Origin of the sequence: Catalinimonas locisalis (genome assembly GCF_038039535.1) — a bacterium.
GTDB lineage: Bacteria > Bacteroidota > Bacteroidia > Cytophagales > Cyclobacteriaceae > Catalinimonas.
The window spans coordinates 93,656-112,586 of the sequence record NZ_JBBPHP010000017.1 but is presented as its reverse complement, the minus strand read 5'-3'; the positions used below and the strand labels follow the sequence as shown (position 1 = coordinate 112,586).

Genomic DNA, 18,931 nt, shown 5'->3' with positions numbered 1-18,931 from the left:
AGTAACTTTAGCCAAGAAGATAAGCAGATTTTATCTATATCCGTTATTGGTAGGGTCAGATTCCAGTAAAGCAGGATTAAGCCGCAACTCTTCCACCGGAATAGGCAGCAATACATGATGAGGCTGAATGTTAGCGGCAGGATTATAAATCCTATACTCCGTATTCTGTACCACATCCATCAGAATGCCCCAGCGAATCAGATCAAATCGCCTATGGCCTTCACCTCCCAGTTCCCAGCGTCTTTCATCATAAATGGCTTCCCGGAAAGCCTGCTGCGACAAGCCTGACACCGGCTGATTTGGCTCATAAGCCCGCTCCCTTACCTGATTAATATACTGATAGGCATCAGCCGGGCCATTAAGTTCATTCTCCGCCTCGGCAGCCATCAGATAGACATCTGCCATCCTGAAGATAATTTTATTGTCACCGTGGTTACCCCGGGGAGAATTAATCTGGTCCAGGTTCCACATCTTGGGCATATAGGGAAAGTTGAGGTCATACCCAAGATAGCTCTCCACAATATTGGACGGCCTTCTCAAATCATCCAAGGGAAACTCATTCACATAGTCGGGAAGAGGAATCGCCAGTCCATAGCCGGTAAAGCCTTCACTTCTCTGGCTAAGCGCCTCACTCAGGGCAGGTCTTTCATCGCTGTTTTGGGGTTCGTCGCGTATCCTGGGCGTAAAATGATCAGGCCAGTCATCCTGGTTGATATCTTTTACAAAATCAATGGCCCAGATGACTTCATCATTATACTCATTATCAGGAGCAAACACTGCAGCATAATCTTCCAGCAGACGGTGAGGAGAATTGTTGATGATTTCAACTGCCTTATCCCGTGCACCCTGCCAGTTTTCCTGAAGCAGGTAAATTTTTACCATCACTGTTGCCGCTGCCCATTTAGAAGCTCTACCCAATTCGCTGTCGCCGTAGCTATCAGGCAGGAGATCCTGGGCAGTCTGTAAATCCTGTAGCAGTTCATTACGTATTTCATTGACATCGGTACGCCCCAATATCCTGATCTCCTCAATGGGAAGCACATCTCTGAAGTAAGGCACATCTCCCCACAGATTGGTAAGGTGGTAGTAGGCATAAGCTCTCAGGAACAATGTCTCACCTACAAACTGATCTCTACTCTCTGCACTGATATCTTCATTCCCTTCTACATTGGCCAGAATGATATTGGCATTCTGGATGATCCGGTAGAGATCCTGCCAGGTAATAGGAGCACCACCTCCCTGGGAGATATCGCCTGCGTTTCCTTCATTCAGAGTATAGTTTTGTATGGGTTCTACCTGCCCAAACTCACGATTGGGTCCGATGACATCGGCTCCATTTTCATAAAACCTGTCCAGGCCGATTTTAGAATGTAGCGCATTACTTTTGTAGATATTGTACAGTCCGTTGACCGCCGACTGCACTTCCGATGCTGAATTAAAAAAGTTGGAAGGAGAAACGATTTGTCGTGGCTCTTCGGCCAGGAAATCCTCACAGCTTGTAAAAGTAAATACCATCAACAAGCTCAGGAGTGAATTATATATAAGTTTTTTCATCACTATTCTGGATTATTCATTTTAAAAATACTGACTTAAAGTACGGCCTTAATGCCAAGCGATAATATCCTTGCACTGGGATATTCACCTTCAGAAAAACCAAGCGCCACATTACTTCTACCAAACATACTGGTTTCAGGGTCTTTCAATCTGAAGTCAGACAACACAAATAAGTTCGTCCCTGTAAAGTATACACTTATGCTTTTGAAGCCATTTAAACCCCAGTTTTGCACTGGTAGGTTGTAAGTCAGTTTCAGGTTTTTGAGTCGCATGTGGGTGCCATCCTCTATCATTTCAGAATTATTTTTGATTTCTGATAAAGCCGCTACGGCTCCTGCCCGGGGTATGTCCGAGTCAGGGTTTTCGGGAGTCCAACGATCTAATGTCTCCGCGTATTTGGTTCTTTCCGCTCTTCCGAAGAAAGCTGTTTGGGTCAGGCTGTTAAACACTTCATTGCCATAAGTACCCTGAAAGAAAAAGTCAAGACTCCAGTTTCCGTAAGAGACTGTGTTCTGAAAACCGTAAATAAAATCCGGTTGCGGGCTTCCTAATACGATGAAATCATCTTCTGTAATCTGCTGATCTCCATTGGTATCTCCAAAGCGGGGGCCACCCACATCCTGACCGACCTGCCCGGAAGCATCAACTTCTTCCTGCGACTTCCAGGTACCCAGATAATTCACGCCGACAAATACCGGAGCAGCTTCTCCCACGATTAAGCGACCACCGGGGCCACCCTGCCCGGTAGCAGAAGGGTCTACCACGTCAATCAGGTCAACACCTCCCAGGTCCACCACTTCGTTTCTGTTACCGGAAAGCGTAAGCATGCTTGACCACCGCCAGTCATTTCGGGATACGTTTACACTGTTCAGAATAAACTCTAGTCCTGTATTCTTCATTTCTCCCAGGTTTTGCAGGCGGCTTACGAAACCGGTCTGGCGGGGAATCTGCACATTCAGCAGTAAGTCTTCTGTTCTTTTGTTGTAATAGTCCAGTTCAAAAGAAAGTCTGCCTTCCAGGAAAGAAGCTTCCAGACCGATATCAAACTGATGAGTGGTTTCCCACCTCAGTTCATCATTAGCCGGTCTTCCGAGGGTCACTCCGGCCTGCTCCGATCCATTGAAAGTGGTATTGGCATTGTCCAGCAGGGCAAGTGTTCGGAAAGATTCTATCGCCTGGCTACCGGATATACCATAGCTGGCTCTAAGTTTAAGCTGATCAAATACACCTAAGTCCTGAATAAAAGGCTCTTCTGACAAGCGCCAGGCTACCGCACCTGAAGGAAAAAACCCGTACTTATTGCCGGGAGCAAAACGGGATGAGCCATCCACTCTACCTACAAAGGTGAAGAGATACTTGCTCTGGAAGATATAATTTACCCTTCCCAGCCAGGAGATCAGTTGAAAAGCATCATAATCAGAGCCTACGATATTTCGGTTAGGGTTAGAGCCGAAGGCCAGGTTATTGTAGCCGGTGATGTCGTTGGAAAGCTGAAACGCCTGTGAAGTGTTTTCTTCTACCTGATATTTCTGTAAGGTAAATCCTCCCAGCAGATTCAGTTCATGATCTGAGCCCAGGCTCTTTTTATAAGAAATAGTATTTTCATTAATGTAGCCTACACTGGAGCGGGTATCAATACGGGCATCACCTCCGTCATTGATGACGAAATTTTGGGGCAAAGCACCGGGATTAAACCTATTGCGCTTAAACTCATTGATTTCAGGACTAAAAGTAGTGCGGATCACCAGATCGCTTACAGGCTCTACTTCCAGGTACAAATTTCCTAAGAGGTTGGTCACAAAACTATGATCATCTCTTAAAACGATATCTGCTTCAGGGTTCGTCTGTATGGAAGCCGAAACGGGGTTTTCTGCCGTGTACCTTCCTTCATCGTCATAGATGGCACGAGCAGATAAGTGATCCCTAAAAATCTGATCTATGCTTGTTTTGTTATTTTCTCTTCTTAATCGTGATACATTGAGCCGGAAACCGGTTCGTACTTTATCGGATAAATCATAATCCAGATTGGCACGGAAAATATACTTTTTAATACCTGAATTCCGGATAATTCCTTCCTGGTTGAAATAATTACCGGAAATATAATAGTTGATATCCCGATCTTCGGAAGCTCCGGAAACCGATACATCTACATTATTGATAGGTGCACTGCGGGTCACCTGGTCAACCCAATTCACGTCGGGTACTGTGTTCAGGTCAGGAAATGGTAGCGCTGCACTCCTGAATTCAGCATCTTCATTGGAATATTCGGCATGCTGGGGGCCATTTAAGAAATCAGCAGTTTCTATCATGTTTTGTACACCAGAGTACATATTAAAGGATACCTGCGGTTTTCCTGCTTTGATTCCCTGTCCATTTTTGGTAGTCACCAGGATCACGCCATTGGCACCCCGTGTTCCATAAATGGAAACAGCTGTAGCATCTTTCAGTATGTCAATAGATTGGATGTCGTTGGTATTAATATTGTTCAGGTCAAAATTCTGCCCTACGATCACTCCATCTATCACCCATAGGGGTTCGTTATTACCCTGGATGGAATTACCTCCCCGGATCCGAATGGAGGTAGCAGCGCCGGGTTCACCGCTTACCTGGGTTACCTGCACGCCGGGGGCTCTACCCTGTAGGATTTGATCCACCCTTGCACTAGGCACATTTTCCAGACTTTCACCTTCCACTTTACTCACCGAGCCGGTCAGGTCTCTTTTTTGCTGCGTTCCATAGCCTACCACGACTACTTCCGATAGAGACTGTACATCTGGACTCAGGCTGACATTGATGATAGATTGATCATTGATCGCTACTTCCTGAGATACATAGCCTATGGAAGAAAATACCAAGGTAGTGACTTCATCGTCAACGGTGAGCCGATAATTTCCATTCACACCACTTACAGTACCCTGAGAGGTGCCCTGAGCGAGAATATTTACGCCCGGCAAAGGCTCGCCTGACTCTTCATCCGTGACAGTACCGGAGATGGTTTGTGCCATCAATTTCATTATAGGCAGATAAGCTCCTATGGATTGCAGACTATTTACAGTAGAGGGCTTGAAGGTAGATGTCTGTGGCTCTTTTTTTTGGATAGGTTGAAGCACAGCCTCCTGGTAAATCATGTAATAGCCATCCTGAAGCTTTTTGAATTTCAGATGCAGTGGCTCAAGGAATGTTTTCATCACTTCCTCCAGTGCTTTATTCTGTTGTGCTTCCTGAAGCCTTTCTATACTTACTTCTTTATTTTCTATGAGTTTGGTATCATAGTTAAAATAGACAGCATGTTCAACTTCCAGTTCAGACAAGACAGACTTTAAAGATTTGTTTTTTTCACCCTGATCAGGGGTGTTTGCGACTGTGCCATCGTGAGGTGATGCCGGTAAACGTGATAGCGAGGCCAGATCCTGCGCCTCTGTGGGCCTGCCGGATAAGAGCAGTAAAGCCCCTATAAGGCAGCCGTAAAAGTAGTGTAAGGGTTTGTTCATAACTTTGCAGTTTTATTTGATCTAAAAATCTACTCCCCAGCATGGCTGAGCGTTTATTTCCTTGGATGAAAAGTGATAACATCTTCTTCTCTGCTGATTTCCATCTGGTAAATACCTGATAATGCTTCCAACAATATTTCTACATTATCAGAAGGTACTACTCCATTAAAGATCAGATGCTGTAGCTGCTCATCTTCAAAAACTACCTGTACACCATAGGTATCTTCTATAGTTTGAGCTACTTCTGCCAGGGTTTGATCTTCAAAAATGAGTTGCTTCTGGCGCCAGGAGAGGTATTTTTCGGGCTCAACAAGCTGCTGACTTAGGGTTTGTTTGCTATAAATTACCCTTTCACCTGGTTTCATCGCTATGGTTGGCTGCCCTCTGTTATCCAGTAGAGATAATTGTACATTACCTTCCTGAAGTACTACCTCAGTAGCTGAATGGCGGGCACGGACATTAAACTGCGTACCTAGCACTTCAATACGCATCTCATGGGTCAGTACTTCAAACTTACGAGGCACAAAAGCAGATCTTTCTGTATTATTTGCTGATGAGGCTTCCTGGCTAGTTGAATCTTTCACTACCTTAAAAAATGCTTCTCCATTCAGCCAGACTTTTCTGCTTTCCTGATGTTTCCAGTCAGCATCATACTGAATAGAAGAGTTGGCATTTAAGGTGACCTGAGACCCATCGGGCAGCATGATTTCTTCAATTTCTCCGTAGCCAGTCTGGTACTTAATCATATCCGAAGAACGAAACAGGAAAAAGTAAAAAAGAGCAGTCAGGGAAAGCAAAACCGCTACCGAGGCAGCCCATTTAAGATAGAGAGGTTTAGCTGCTTGAAGGTAAAGTGGCTTAGTCCGTTTTGATGGAATACTTTCAAGTACGCGAAATTTCAAATCAGCAATTTCTCCTTGCGAAACTTCTGCCTGTTCAAAAGAGAATGAAAGTAACAGACGCTTTGCTTCCTCTACATCTTTTTGCTGCTGAGGGTGCTTGAGTAACCATTGTTTCCAGAACAAAGTATTCTGCTGATTGGGCTGGAAGACCCATTCCTGAAAATACTCATCAAGCACAAAGTCATGGACTGTATAGCCTGTATAATCCATAGTAATAGGTTGTTGCTATACAGTAAAAGCGGGAAGTGAAGAAAGCTCACGGTTTTTTTATGAGAAAAAATAAGATTTACAGATCAATCAACAATCAAACAAAATACTTGTATTCGTGCGAGCTAAACTTACTTTTTATTACAATTATGCTAATAGTATTCCTAGGAGAATCGGCCACCAAAGCGGATACAATACATCCTGCGAAGACTTTAGTTCCTTTTGCAAGCTGCTGATGGCTTGAGAAATGAGATTGTAAACCGTGCGCTTATTCAAAGCCATCACCTCAGCGATTTCGTCATAAGAGAAACGGTTGTAAAACTTTAAATAAAGAGCTTCTTTTTGCCTGCGGGTCAGGGAACGAAGGGCTTCATTGAGTTGTCTGATTTGTTCTTCCCTGAGCTGTTGAGAAATGATTTTATCCTCCTGAGAAGAAGTAATGTGATGCTCCACTCCATCACTAATCTCCCACTGCTGAGCCTGTTTGATGCAGCGTAGGATTCTTCTTCTTAAGCTTTTGAATAAATAAAACTTAATGGTATCTGTATCTCCCAGGCGAGCCCGCTTTTCCCAGATTTCAGCAAACAAATCCTGTATGCAATCTTCAACTACTTCACGATTACTGGTGAATTTATGCCCATAGCTATACAGGAGTAAAATATACTGGTCAAATATAATACTCACAGCTTCCCTATCGCCTCGTTTTAAGCGTTTCCATAGATATGCATCGCTATGCGTGTTTACTGATGAGGGCATGAGTTTGGCAGTGGTTACCAATACAACTTATTTTTAATATGTTAAAAGCTAAGGATGATTTCAAATAAAAATTTGATATGTGATAATAAATCCCCATGTTTTACACATTTTTTATACGAATGCCTTTACAATAAGCCTTCAGTTGTTTCCCATACCCTCAGAGATATTTTATATAAAGTGTTTCTTGAAACTCACTTCTTTAATTTTAATTACTTTCCAGCTTTTCTACCAGTCTACGGGCTGCTCTCACATCGTAGCTTCTGCTTTCCTCATTATCGGGCAATAAGCCTTTCACAGTAGCAAGGGTTGGTTTGGCATCTTCGTCCATGGTTTCCAGCACATTAATGGCCTGTACCCTGGCCATTTCATTATCCGCTTTCAGTGCATCATTCAGCGTTTGAACAGCAATTTCCTTTTCTCCCAGATGATAAAGGGCCTCTGCGGCGGCTATTCTTACCGACACTTCCTCGTCATTTACCAGGTCTTTCAATTCCGGAACTGCTGAAGAGGCATCTTCCCCGAAAATGGTACAGGCAGTAGCCGCCCAGTAACGAACGATAGGTTCGCTGGAACTTAGCTGTTTTATGATACCTTTGACATCCTTTTCAGTAATCATATCAATGGTTTTGATGATCTTTTTCAAAGGATATTCTTTGCTTCGGGCAAACTCGTAGAGGGTGGTCCTTTTAGCAATTTCTTCCATCATAGCTTCCGGGGCAAAGCCCACATCCCGGACTTCCAGCATCCAATCCTGATTGGCTTCTCTCATTTTTTTCAGCACTGAAGCATACTGAGGATCATCTGCCAGATTTTTCACATTATCCGGGTCAGCATCCACATCGTACAGTTCTTCCAGCGGCTTAGTCTCCCAGAATTTGGACTGCACTTCGTTGAGTTCACCTGCCTTATAAGCTCTTTCCCAGGATTTCATGGAGGGTGCTCTCCACAGGTATTCAATGTATTGAGCGTATATCTTATGCGGCATAAAATTACGGATGTAGCGGTATTTTTTATCCCGTACCGACCTCACCATATCAATGCGCTCGTCCATTCTTCCTCTGAAGCTGTAAGCATACTCCCGGGGTTCATCTTCCTGTTCACCCAAGAAAGCTTTTCCTTGCATATAATCAGGGATAGGCACACCTGCCAGCCTTAAAATGGTGGGAGGAAAATCCACAAAGGTCACCAGCCTGTCGGTGCTGCTGCCCGCATTGCCAGGAGCCAGATGCTTGTACTTCTCAGGAAAACGAATGATCAGAGGGATATGCAAACCCGACTCATACATAAAGCGCTTACTTCTGCCAATCACACCGCCGTGATCGCTGTAGTAAAAAACAATGGTATTGTCAGCCAGGCCCGCTTCTTCCAACTCCCGTAAAACCTGCCCCACCTGTTTATCCATGTCTTCAACCTTGTCATAGTACTGGGCCCAGTCGTGTTTCATCTCCGGCGTACGGGGATGATAAGCAGGGATAGGCACTTGCTCCGGATCATGACGCAAATCAACCAGTGAGTCATGGATTGAGCTTTCGTGAGAAGTGGTAAAGTTAAATATTGAAAAAAAAGGCTGGCCTTCTTTCCTGTTTTTGTAAGTTGCCTGATTGCTGGACTCATCCCAGGCTTCCGGCTGGTCAACCGTATTATAATCTTTTTTAACATTGTTGCTGGTGTAATATCCAGCTTCGCGCAGGTATTTGGGATAAAACTGTATCATCTCCGGTATGGGATAGGTGCTGCGCATATGCTGCGTACCCATGCTGGTAGGATATACACCCGTGATGAGAGTGGAGCGGGAAGGCGCACATACCGGCGCCGTAGCAAAGGCATTCTCGTACAAAACCCCTTCTTTTGCCAACTGATCAATGTTTGGGGTGGTGGCAAACGCATCTCCATAAGCACCAATAAGCGGACTATTGTCCTCACTGACGATCCACAGAATGTTTGGCCTGTCCTGCTGCTGAGCCATACCCTCCGTTGTAAAGAGTGTAAATAATAGCAAAGTCAGCATTCCAAAAAAATACATACTCTTGTTCATAAGCTTAGGTTGTTGAATGTTAAATATCTTCGTCTAATGAGCTCGAAATGTTATTGTGCACTTGCAGACCAATACTGACTTTTTGTGGTGTTTTTTTCTACCCAATCTTTGATGGTGTTGATTACCTCAGGATGCTGTTCTGCTATGTTATTTTCTTCTCTTTCATCTTCTTTCAGATTGTACAGTTCCCACTCCTGCCCTACTCCCGGAAGCACCGCTTTCCAGTTTTTCCACCTTACTGCCCGCTGAAATCCTCTTTCGTAAAACTCCCAGTATAAGAAGCGGTCATCAGGTAAATTTTCCTGACCAGTTATCGCAGGCCATACATTGATGCCATCCACATCAGAAGGAGTTTTTGCTCCAGCAAGGTGGGTCAGGGTAGGCAGCACATCGGCAAAATACCATACTGCGCTGCTGTCGGTACGAGGCTGAAGCTGTCCGGGATAATGGACAATCATAGGCGTACGGAGGCCACCTTCGTACATATCACGCTTTCTGCCTCGGAGCTTGCCCGAACTGTTGAACCTGCCCTCCCAACGTTGCGCCGCACCATTGTCTGAGCAAAAGAAGACGATGGTATTTTCATCTATCCCTAACGCTTCAAGGGATTGCATGATACGCCCTACGTCTCTGTCCATGCGGCTTACCATAGCGGCGTAGATGATCTCATTTTCTTCCCAATCCTTATCGCTGTAGGGAGCAGTGTCCGGCACTTCATATTCGTCATGAGGAATAGTGTAGGGAATATAGAGGAAGAAAGAAGTATCCTGATGACGATCTATAAAATCCAGCGCAAAGTCGGTGAACAGATCATGGGAGTATACATCCTCCTGTCCTCCTTCGTTCTCAGGAATGGGATATCTGCTTTCGTTTTTCCACAAATAATCAGTGTAATAATTATGTGCCCGTCTCTGGTTAAGGTAGCCAAACCATTCGTCAAAACCCTGCCGGGTAGGGATTCCGGTGGTGCCGGGTTCGCCCAATCCCCACTTGCCAGTCATGCCGGTAACATAGCCTGCCTCTTTGAGCAATTCCGCAACTGTAACATCTTCAGCTAATAGAGGCACTCTACCCTGCGGATTTTCATCGGATTGTACTATGGGTGAACTATTACCCCGTACTGTAGTATGTCCCATATGCTGGCCAGTCATCAGTACAGAGCGGGAAGGGGCGCATACCGTATTTCCGGCATACACCTGGGTAAACATTACTCCTTCACTAGCCAGTTGATCAATATTGGGTGTCTGTATCAGTTCCTGCCCATAAGCGCCCAGATCAGCATAACCCAGGTCATCAGCCATGATGAAGATGATATTAGGTGTACTATCGGGCGGTTTGCTAAAGGCCTGATTGGCAAGATATAATAAAGCAAATAGCGTATGACTAAGTGTTAATACTGTTCTAAATTTCATTTATATGATATAGTTTTAGGTTGTGTCTTTAGAATACGTTGGTTTAGTTGAATTTATGAGTCTGCGCTTGCCTGTTTAAAGCTGCTTAGGTGCTGTTCGTGGGATATAGTATAAGCTAACTGTAAGACAGCATACAAAATGATACTGACGCCACTCATCTCAAAAAATTCTTCAAAAATCACTTCTGTTTTATACAAAGCTGAGGATTGCGCTGATCTTAAAAACAAATAACTTATGATTTCAAAACCAACTGCTCCTGTTACAAATACTACTACTCCGCTGAGCGCAAGCTGTGCCTCATAACGAAAATACTTCCATGCTTTTCTAATGTAAGGTCTTGCTATCCATACAGCAGGTACGGCAACCATCATATAACCCGTAATCCATGCTCCATGATTACCTTTGAACAACATCCAGTCAAAGGATAATCTGATAGCCAGCCCGGTAAACTGTTCATGTATAGCCACCCCCTCATCCAGTGCTAGAAAGAAGAAAATAAAACCACCAATGGTAAATAGTGAGTTGGGAAGCGGATGCTTGTCTAAACCCTGACGGGAAAGCAGGAATAAAAGCACACTCACCGTTAGCAACTGAACTGAAGAGAACCAGGCAGGTATGGACAAGTCTCCATCCAGGTCAAACAATCTTTGAAGTGGTCTATACGTAAAAATTGACTCAGTCATATGCGTAATAATATATGCCACTACAAATAGCATTTCTATAATAAGGAGCCCAAACAGCAATCTCCTAGCCTCTTGAGGCGTGTAGCGTAGACTTAATTCCATAATTTGACGGTCTGTTGAATAAGGCTAAAAAAGTATAACCTACCCCGATACCTTATGTTTCTTATAGCTACTTCCCAAACTATACATCTGGTACGCTGATTACCTAATCGTTTTCCAGGATCATGGGTACGAAAAACTTAATATATAAAAATAATGATTACTCTCTGGCTGCCAGCTGATCTTCTCCTATTACCAGATCTGCTTTATGCTCTTCCACAAAAGCATTGATTTCTTCAATCACTTCAGGATGCTCTTCGGCTATATTGTACTGCTCTGAAGGGTCATGGCTTAGGTTATACAGCAGAGGCGTAGCATGCTCTTCTTTTCCTCCAAATTGCCCGTATTCTCCCTGGGTAATGTAATGCGCCTTGTACTCTCCCAGTCGGGCGGCATAAACTTCAGGACCACGATAATATAAAATTCCCTCACGTGGACTGGGTTCTCCTTCCAGCAGGGTAGCAGTCAGGTCTACTCCGTCTATGATACGATCATCAGGGATGGTTACCCCAGCCATATTACTGAAGGTAGTGAATAAATCCATGGTAGAGCCCAGGCCAGTAATGACTGCCGGCTCAATCCTGCCGGGTGCCCAGAAGATGCAGGGTTCGCGCATACCTCCTTCCCAGGTGGTACCTTTGCCGGCTCTGAGTAATCCTGCACTGCCTCCGTGGGTTTCAAAAGGTAGCCAGGGACCATTGTCGGAGGTAAAGACGACTATGGTATTTTCTGCCAGGCCTTCTTCTCTTAAAGTAGTCATGATCTGTCCTACCCCATCATCAATTTCCGCCAGTACATCTCCATATAATCCCCGCTCACTTTTTCCTTTAAAATCTGCTGAGGCAAACAAAGGGATATGCGGTAGATTATGCGCCAGGTAGACAAAGAAAGGTTCTTCTTTATGTTCCTTGATAAAAGCAATTGCCTCTTCCGTATATCTTTTGGTGATCGTATTCTGATCAGCAGGACGTTCAATAATGGCAGTATCCCGCATGAGGGGCACATTATAATCTTCAAAACGGATAGAGTCATCCGGTAACTCTTTGTAATTGCTATTGCCTACTTTGTCCATATCATTGGAATAGGGAATACCAAAGTAGGTATCAAAGCCCTGATTGGTAGGCAGAAACTGAGTACGATGACCGAGATGCCATTTACCCACTGCTGCTGTAGCATAACCTGCCTTTTTAAGCTGCTCCGCCAGGGTAATTTCACCAGGGGGTAAGCCATTTATTGAGTTGGGGAATAATACCCTGCTTTTGTTGCTGGTCATTCCATTTCTTACGGGCAAACGCCCGGTCATAATAGCGGCCCGGCTGGGTGTGCATACGCTGGCGGCCACGTAGAAGTTGGTCCACCGCTGCCCTTCGGCCGCCATCCGGTCCAGATTAGGTGTTCTCATAGTAGGATGCCCATATACGCCCAGATCACCATACCCCAGGTCATCGGCAAATATGATGACGAAGTTAGGCGGCCCCTGAGGCTCACTGCTGGTTTGCTCAGCTTCTTCGGAACTGTCGTTTTGCTGACACCCCCAAAGCAGAGGGAGAAGTAATAAACTGAATAAGAGTTGCTGAATGGTAAAGCTTGTTGTAGTAGGTTGTTTCATGTTTATATAGCGTGTTCTGACTATATCTTTTTAATATGCATGATTTTGTTTGATTTTCCAGACCATTATCATTGAAATCTACATGATGCCTGCCTCCTATTTTCCTTTTATAACCAAGTCTCTTGAGTAGTGAGCATTCATTTTTGCTTCATGAATAGAGTTTGCACATTTCTCAGAACTGGTCTCTCACTTAGATATGACATTCCTATGACTGAGATATGACTTAGCTATGACTCGGTACTGAAAAGCATTTTTGTACTTTTTTTACAACCCTCTTGAGTGAAGGTGTTTCATCTGTTCAATCTATTTTTCTTAACAAGAACTCATTCTTCAGCGATGGTCTCCACAATGACATCATTACTTTCAAAAAGGCCTTCTCTGAAAACTAATCCCAAACCGGATGCTTCGGGTGGCTGCACCCTTCCCTGATTGACCTGGGGTACATTTTCAAAAAAGTACGGATAGCGGTTTTTCCAGTTGGGGTGCACACTTTCCACATAAAAAAGATTGCTGATAGCCGCTGCCAACTGCACTGAAGCATACCAAAGTATGGGCCCTCCGGCGGTATGCATCATGGTAGGCACATAATAGGTGTTAGCCATGTCTGAAATCTTTTTACCCTCCGATATACCTCCGCACCAGGTGAGGTCGTACATGGCAATACCACCGAGCTTTGCTTCAAACATTTCCCGGAAACCGAAGCGAGTGGCCAAACGCTCACTTAGCGCTAATGGAATAGGCGTCTCTGCTGCCAATGTCGCATACGCCTGCATATTATCCTGAAGGAGCATATCCTCCAGAAAGAGTATTTCAAAAGGCTCTAATGATTGGGCTATCCTCACTGCACTGGGCAGGTTCCATTTGCTATGGAACTCACAGCCTATTTCCAGCTCGTAACCTACCGTATCTCTTACCCGGCGTATCCAGTCCAGAGAAGCTTCTATTTCTTTTTTGGAAATGTATTCTCCGTTTGTTCTGGAACCGGCAATATCAAAAGGGCAGAATTTGATGGTTTGAATTCCCTCCTCAACCAAAAAGCTGGCGATCTTCTCCATATCATTTTCCAGTGTCCACCCATTGATATTACGGGCATTGGTATAGGTATTGTACACCCTGATGTCTTTATTGGCAGACCCACCCAGTAATTGATAAACCGGCATATTGGCTGCCTGACCCAGTATATCCCATTGTGCCAGGTTGATGGCGGAGAGTGCCCGCATTTCCGCTCCTCCCGTTACATGATAGGCATTTTGACGGTAGATACGTTCCCAGGTCTGCTCTATTTCCAGGGGGTTACTTCCCAATAATTTACCTGCCCAACTATGCCATTCCAGATCTTTGATCACCGCACCGCTTGCTTCATTGAAAGGATAGGTCTCGCCTGTGCCAATAATCCCTTCATTGGTATGCAGCCTTACCCACATCCACTGAATACCTCTACCCTCTACCTGAAGTTGGGGACTAAAACGGACTGTCTCCACTTTCGTAATACGTAGAGGGGGAACAGCAGCAATGGCTTTTTGAAGTAAATTCGGTAACACACTTGCGCCCATAAAGCTTAAAGCTCCTTTTCCTGAAGTTTGTAAAAATGTACGGCGGTTCATGTTATAGTTCTTAGTTTTAAAGTTCAGAGTTCAGAGTTCTGAATTTAGGGTTTTATATACCTAGCCTCCCTCAGAGTTCTCTGTGAGAAACTCTGAGGATGGGTAATATTAAATCAGCTTATCACATCGCCCAGTCAGGCTTGGGAAATTCCCGCATCGGACTGTAGCGCAGGTAGGTATCAAAAACCTCTTTATTCGGTCCTACGATTCTTGGGTCTTCGGTAAGGGTCAGATCCTGTACCATCAGCGCATCCATCTGCTCTTTGATACCGGAGAATTCAGGGTCTTGGGCTAAATTAGTGAGACAGTCCGGGTCTTTTTCTATGTCAAACAGCTCGTATTCAGGACGCTTGCCTACTGACCACTCAAAGTATTTCTCAAGCCCCTCCTCATCATGATGCTCTACAATAAAAGACTTGGTCGGGCAGGCATCTATGTCGGTAAACGCCCAGTCGGAATGGTGCACACTAGCTGAGTCTATGCCATACATGGGATAAACCGCACCACTGGAATCCGGCACCAGGCGCTGAGGTGCACCGGCAGGCCAGCGTTCGGGCTTCATATTCCAGATGTAGAGGTAGCGGCCCTGCCGCATGATGCGCTGCGGATAACCGGCATTGGCAAATCTTGAAGACGAATGCCGCTCACGCCCGGCCAGCACATAATTTTTGGACTCATCTACCACGCCCTCCTGATCTGATTTAAGGATATTCGTAATGCTTTTCCCTGAGATGGGCAGCATACCTTCCGCAGAAGTTTGGGTAAGCTCCAGAATGGTAGGTGCCAGATCTACAAAGCTGATCGGGTCTTCTACGGTTCTGCCCGCCGGAAAACCACTGGGATAGCTGATGGCCAGGGGCACGTGTACGCCGTACTCATAGCCATTGGCTTTGGCACGAGGAAAAGGCATCCCATTGTCGGCAGTGACGATGATGATGGTATTGTCCAGTTCGCCTATTTCTTCCAGATGCTCAATCATGCGCATCAGGTGGAGGTCAAACCACTCAATTTCTACGGCATAGTCCAGCAGGTCGCCTCTTACCGTATCATTGTCGGGCAGAAATTCCGGCACCTCCACATCGGCCAGCGACTTGCCATGCCGCTTCCAGGAATCCAGTTCGTAGGAACGGTGAGGCTCAGTAGCGCCATACCAAAAGAAGAAAGGCTCATCTTCATTTCTTTCCCCCATAAACTGCTGAAAGTTGGCAAAGTAGTTAATGGTATTGATGTCATCCGCATAGCGCTCATCTTCGGGGCTTCCTTTCTCATAGCGGATTTCGTTGTATGCTTTGCCCGCCGCATCCTCTGCCCGAAGTGGGTCTTCTCCGTATTTGAATGGTCCTACCCCTTTGCCGGTACGACCGGTATGATAACCATTGGCTGCCAGCATATCTATGAAGGGTACATATTTTTTCAGCCAGCCGGAAGCGTGCTGCCCCGCCTGTTCGTTCTGCCAGTGGTATCGTCCAGTGACGATAGAACTGCGGGAGGGGGCGCAGCCGGGAGAACCCGCATAACAGTTGGCGAAATAGATGCCATTCCCGGCTACCCGGTCAAAAGCAGGCGTCTGTACCCAGCTTCTGCCGGCAAAGCTGGTATGCAGAAAGGACTGATCATCGCTGATGGCAAAGAGGATATTGGGTCTTTTTTTGGGGGCTTCTTCCGAACAACTTGTAAAAACAATTACAGATAGAATTACAGAGAAAAAATTAAGAAACGTAGCTTTCATAAAGGTTGGTTATTCAAATATTGTGTATTAGTAGAGTCTATACTTATGAAACATTTTATTTTACCTCCCAAGCATAATTGCCTGGTCCTAGTTCAAACACAGCTCGTCCGGCTTCAGTACGCTCAGGCTGACTTACATCTCCATTGAGGGTCAGCGTCTGACCTTCTTCAAAGGGCACAAATACCCTGGCGGTGGTATTGGGCGGTACACTTACCCGCATCTGTAAAGCACCATCCTGCTTTTCCCAGGAAGAAAGAATCTCTCCATAGCCACTCTCATGAGAAGCATTGACCCAACTTATAGCATCCAAAATATCAGGACGAATGATAAAATGCCTGAAGCCCAGCCGTTTTTCATCTAGCTGTATGCCTGCCAGAGACTCATAAAACCATTCACTCACCGTACCAAACATGATATGGTTGAGCGACATGGAGCCGTCCCAGTCCTGCCACAGGGTGTTGGCCCCTTCTTTCAGCCAGTAGCCGTAGCCAGGAAAATCTTCCTGGCTCACCATCTGGTAGAGCGTTTCTGAATGTCCGTATTCCCTAAGCACGTTAAAGAGGTATTTCAGACCTACTACGCCTGCATCAAAATGATTATCTCTGGCTTTGATATCTTCCATTAACACGTTCAGTACTTTTTGCTCCTGCCCTTCGGGTACAATCTTATGATAAAGGGCCAATGCCTGAGAAGTCTGCCCGCCATTGCCATAGCGGCCACTGCGCTCATCAAAATACTTTTGATTAAAAGCGTCTTTTGCTTTAAGTGCATACTCAGCATAATATTGAGCATCTTTGGGCTTATTCAGTATAGAGGCCATTTCAGAAAACATGCGCGTAAAGCCTACCAGATAACCGGAAGCAAGTATATCTCCTTCGGTTTTGGTTTCTACCGGTTTATGGTCATCAATGCCGAAGTTGAGGGTATAGCCATCTGCATTAGTGATCAGAAAATCCAGGTACTTTTTCATGGCAGGGTAATACTTCTCCACAATAAGTGCATCGCCAGTAAAACGATAGAGGTCCCACACCATCTGGATGAAGGCTCCCTCCCACTGCGGCCCATAGCCCAGATGGCGGATTTCGGGGTCTTTGCCATATTCATAACCCCAGCCGCTGCTGGGAATCACACCCGGCAGGTCACCACTCTCCTGCTGTTCGTCTACAAAATCATCCATCCATTTAAGGTAGGCGCGCACCACATCATAGTTGAACAGGCCCGTTTCGGCTACCAGATGGGCATCGCCGGTCCAGCCGATTTTTTCCCGATGCGGACAGTCAGTTGGAATGCCATGATAATTACCGATAAAAGACCACTCCATATTCTGCTGTGTACGGTTGAGGAGCGGATCGGAGCAGGCAAAACTTCCTATCTTATCAAAAGCGGTATGCAGCACTACGCCAGTGATCGTTTCCAAGGTAGGTGCTACCGGAAGTCCTCTCACTTCCACATACTGAAAGCCATGATAGACGAAGCGAGGCTCCCACACCTCCACGCCTTCACCTTTGAGGATGTAGCGGTCGGTCTGGGCATCACCTGACCTGAGAAACCTCAGAATCTGCTTCTGCTCTACCGTACCATCGGGATGAAGGCGTTCTCCCATTTTCATACTCACTTCTGTGCCCTGGGGACCGGCTACCTTCAGGCGACTATAGCCTGCGATATTTTGCCCCAGGTCAAACACCCAGACGCCCGGATCAACTTCTGTAACGGACACCGGCTTCACTTCCCGCATGGCTTTGATCGGCTGAATCATCTGCACCTGTAATTGACCGTCAGGCCCCTGGCTGAGCTCGGCATTTTGCCAGGCACTATCGTCAAAACCTTTCTGGCTCCAGCCGGGCATTTCCATAAGTGCGTTATAAGTTTCCCCGTTACGGATACCATCAAAGCGGATAGGACCTTCGTGGGTCGTTTTCCAGCTTTCATCTGATACGATAACTTCACGACTTCCATCGGCAAAAGTCATTTCCAACTGACAGATGGCTTCGGGATAACTTCGCCAGGGAGCTTTATTGAAGCCCCAGACCGCATTGGCAAAGTGATTGTACCAACCGGTGCCCAGCACCGTGCCGACAGTATTTTCTCCCTCTTGTAAATAATCAGTAATATCAAAAGTGAGGTAGCGCGCAGATTTGTCGTAGCGGGTTTTGACCGGATCAAGGATGTGATCTTCTACTTTCCGACCATTCAGATAGAGCTCAAAATAGCCCAGGCCGGTGACATAGACTCTGGCTTCTTCCGGCAATTCTTCTACGGTAAAGGTTTTACGAAAGTAGGGAGCAGGCTTACTTTCCAGCAGCGTATCTGTAAAGTCAGGATGCCGTATCCACTTGGCCTGCCAGTCGGACTCAGTTAAAAGCGCCATTTCCCAGAAGGCAGGCGTGCTCCAGTCCGAAGTATTACCCTGCTTATCCCAGACCCTTACTTTCCAGTAGCAGCGCTGCCGCGACGGTAAAGCTTGTCCGGCAAAAGGAATATGTATGGAAGCCGAGGAAGTGATTTTACCGCTATCCCAAAGGTCACCCTCATCCTTTGCCAGTGTCTCTGCAGAAGAGGCCACCAGGATATGATAGGCACTTTGCTGTGCACTTTCATGCGAAGCGCTGATTTTCCAGGAGAGGCGAGGGTTTTTGGTATCTATTCCCAAGGGGTTTTCCAGGTACTCACATGTCAAATCCTCTAATCTTAGATTCTGAGCCAGCAGTAATCCCGGCAAAAAAATCAGTAAGCACAGTAAATACGCCTTGTATTGATTCATAATACAAAATGCGTTGCAAACGCGCTTTAGAAAGGGTGAAAGTTTGTTTGTGAGACACAAACGAAGGCTTAAGGGGCCTTTTTGGGAGC

Annotated in this window: 11 protein-coding genes; all 11 read right to left on the bottom strand. The window is 45.7% G+C overall.

Annotation, left to right across the window (positions count from 1 at the left end; all coding sequences use genetic code 11):
* Positions 1 to 30: 30 nt before the first annotated feature.
* The 11 genes from WJR50_RS19480 to WJR50_RS19430 all read right to left on the bottom strand — a co-directional run bounded on the left by WJR50_RS19480 (position 31) and on the right by WJR50_RS19430 (position 18,842).
* A complete protein-coding gene (locus tag WJR50_RS19480; RefSeq protein ID WP_341294987.1) occupies positions 31 to 1,554 on the bottom strand; it encodes a RagB/SusD family nutrient uptake outer membrane protein in 1,524 nt (507 codons plus the stop codon).
* Between the two features lie 35 nt (positions 1,555 to 1,589).
* Positions 1,590 to 5,045, bottom strand: coding sequence for a SusC/RagA family TonB-linked outer membrane protein (locus WJR50_RS19475; RefSeq protein WP_341294986.1), 3,456 nt, complete (start codon positions 5,043 to 5,045; stop codon positions 1,590 to 1,592).
* Between the two features lie 53 nt (positions 5,046 to 5,098).
* Positions 5,099 to 6,157 (bottom strand): FecR family protein, encoded by a 1,059-nt coding sequence (locus WJR50_RS19470; RefSeq protein WP_341294985.1) that lies wholly within the window; start codon positions 6,155 to 6,157, stop codon positions 5,099 to 5,101.
* 144 nt (positions 6,158 to 6,301) lie between these two features.
* The gene (locus WJR50_RS19465) at positions 6,302 to 6,910 is read right to left on the bottom strand and encodes an RNA polymerase sigma factor (RefSeq protein ID WP_341294984.1); all 609 of its coding nucleotides are present in this window, start codon (positions 6,908 to 6,910) and stop codon (positions 6,302 to 6,304) included.
* 205 nt (positions 6,911 to 7,115) lie between these two features.
* Positions 7,116 to 8,945 (bottom strand): sulfatase-like hydrolase/transferase, encoded by a 1,830-nt coding sequence (locus WJR50_RS19460; RefSeq protein ID WP_341294983.1) that lies wholly within the window; start codon positions 8,943 to 8,945, stop codon positions 7,116 to 7,118.
* Between the two features lie 50 nt (positions 8,946 to 8,995).
* A complete protein-coding gene (locus tag WJR50_RS19455; protein ID WP_341294982.1) occupies positions 8,996 to 10,357 on the bottom strand; it encodes an arylsulfatase in 1,362 nt (453 codons plus the stop codon).
* 53 nt (positions 10,358 to 10,410) lie between these two features.
* Entirely contained in the window at positions 10,411 to 11,142 is a 732-nt protein-coding gene (locus WJR50_RS19450; protein WP_341294981.1) for a DUF8692 domain-containing protein, read from the bottom strand.
* Positions 11,143 to 11,299: 157 nt separating this feature from the next.
* Positions 11,300 to 12,748 (bottom strand): sulfatase family protein, encoded by a 1,449-nt coding sequence (locus WJR50_RS19445; RefSeq protein WP_341294980.1) that lies wholly within the window; start codon positions 12,746 to 12,748, stop codon positions 11,300 to 11,302.
* 323 nt (positions 12,749 to 13,071) lie between these two features.
* Complete coding sequence (locus tag WJR50_RS19440; RefSeq protein WP_341294979.1) at positions 13,072 to 14,352, bottom strand: mandelate racemase/muconate lactonizing enzyme family protein; 1,281 nt, start codon at positions 14,350 to 14,352, stop codon at positions 13,072 to 13,074.
* A gap of 121 nt (positions 14,353 to 14,473) precedes the next feature.
* Positions 14,474 to 16,081, bottom strand: coding sequence for a sulfatase family protein (locus WJR50_RS19435; RefSeq protein ID WP_341294978.1), 1,608 nt, complete (start codon positions 16,079 to 16,081; stop codon positions 14,474 to 14,476).
* A gap of 55 nt (positions 16,082 to 16,136) precedes the next feature.
* Positions 16,137 to 18,842 (bottom strand): alpha-L-rhamnosidase, encoded by a 2,706-nt coding sequence (locus WJR50_RS19430; RefSeq protein ID WP_341294977.1) that lies wholly within the window; start codon positions 18,840 to 18,842, stop codon positions 16,137 to 16,139.
* Positions 18,843 to 18,931 lie beyond the last annotated feature (89 nt).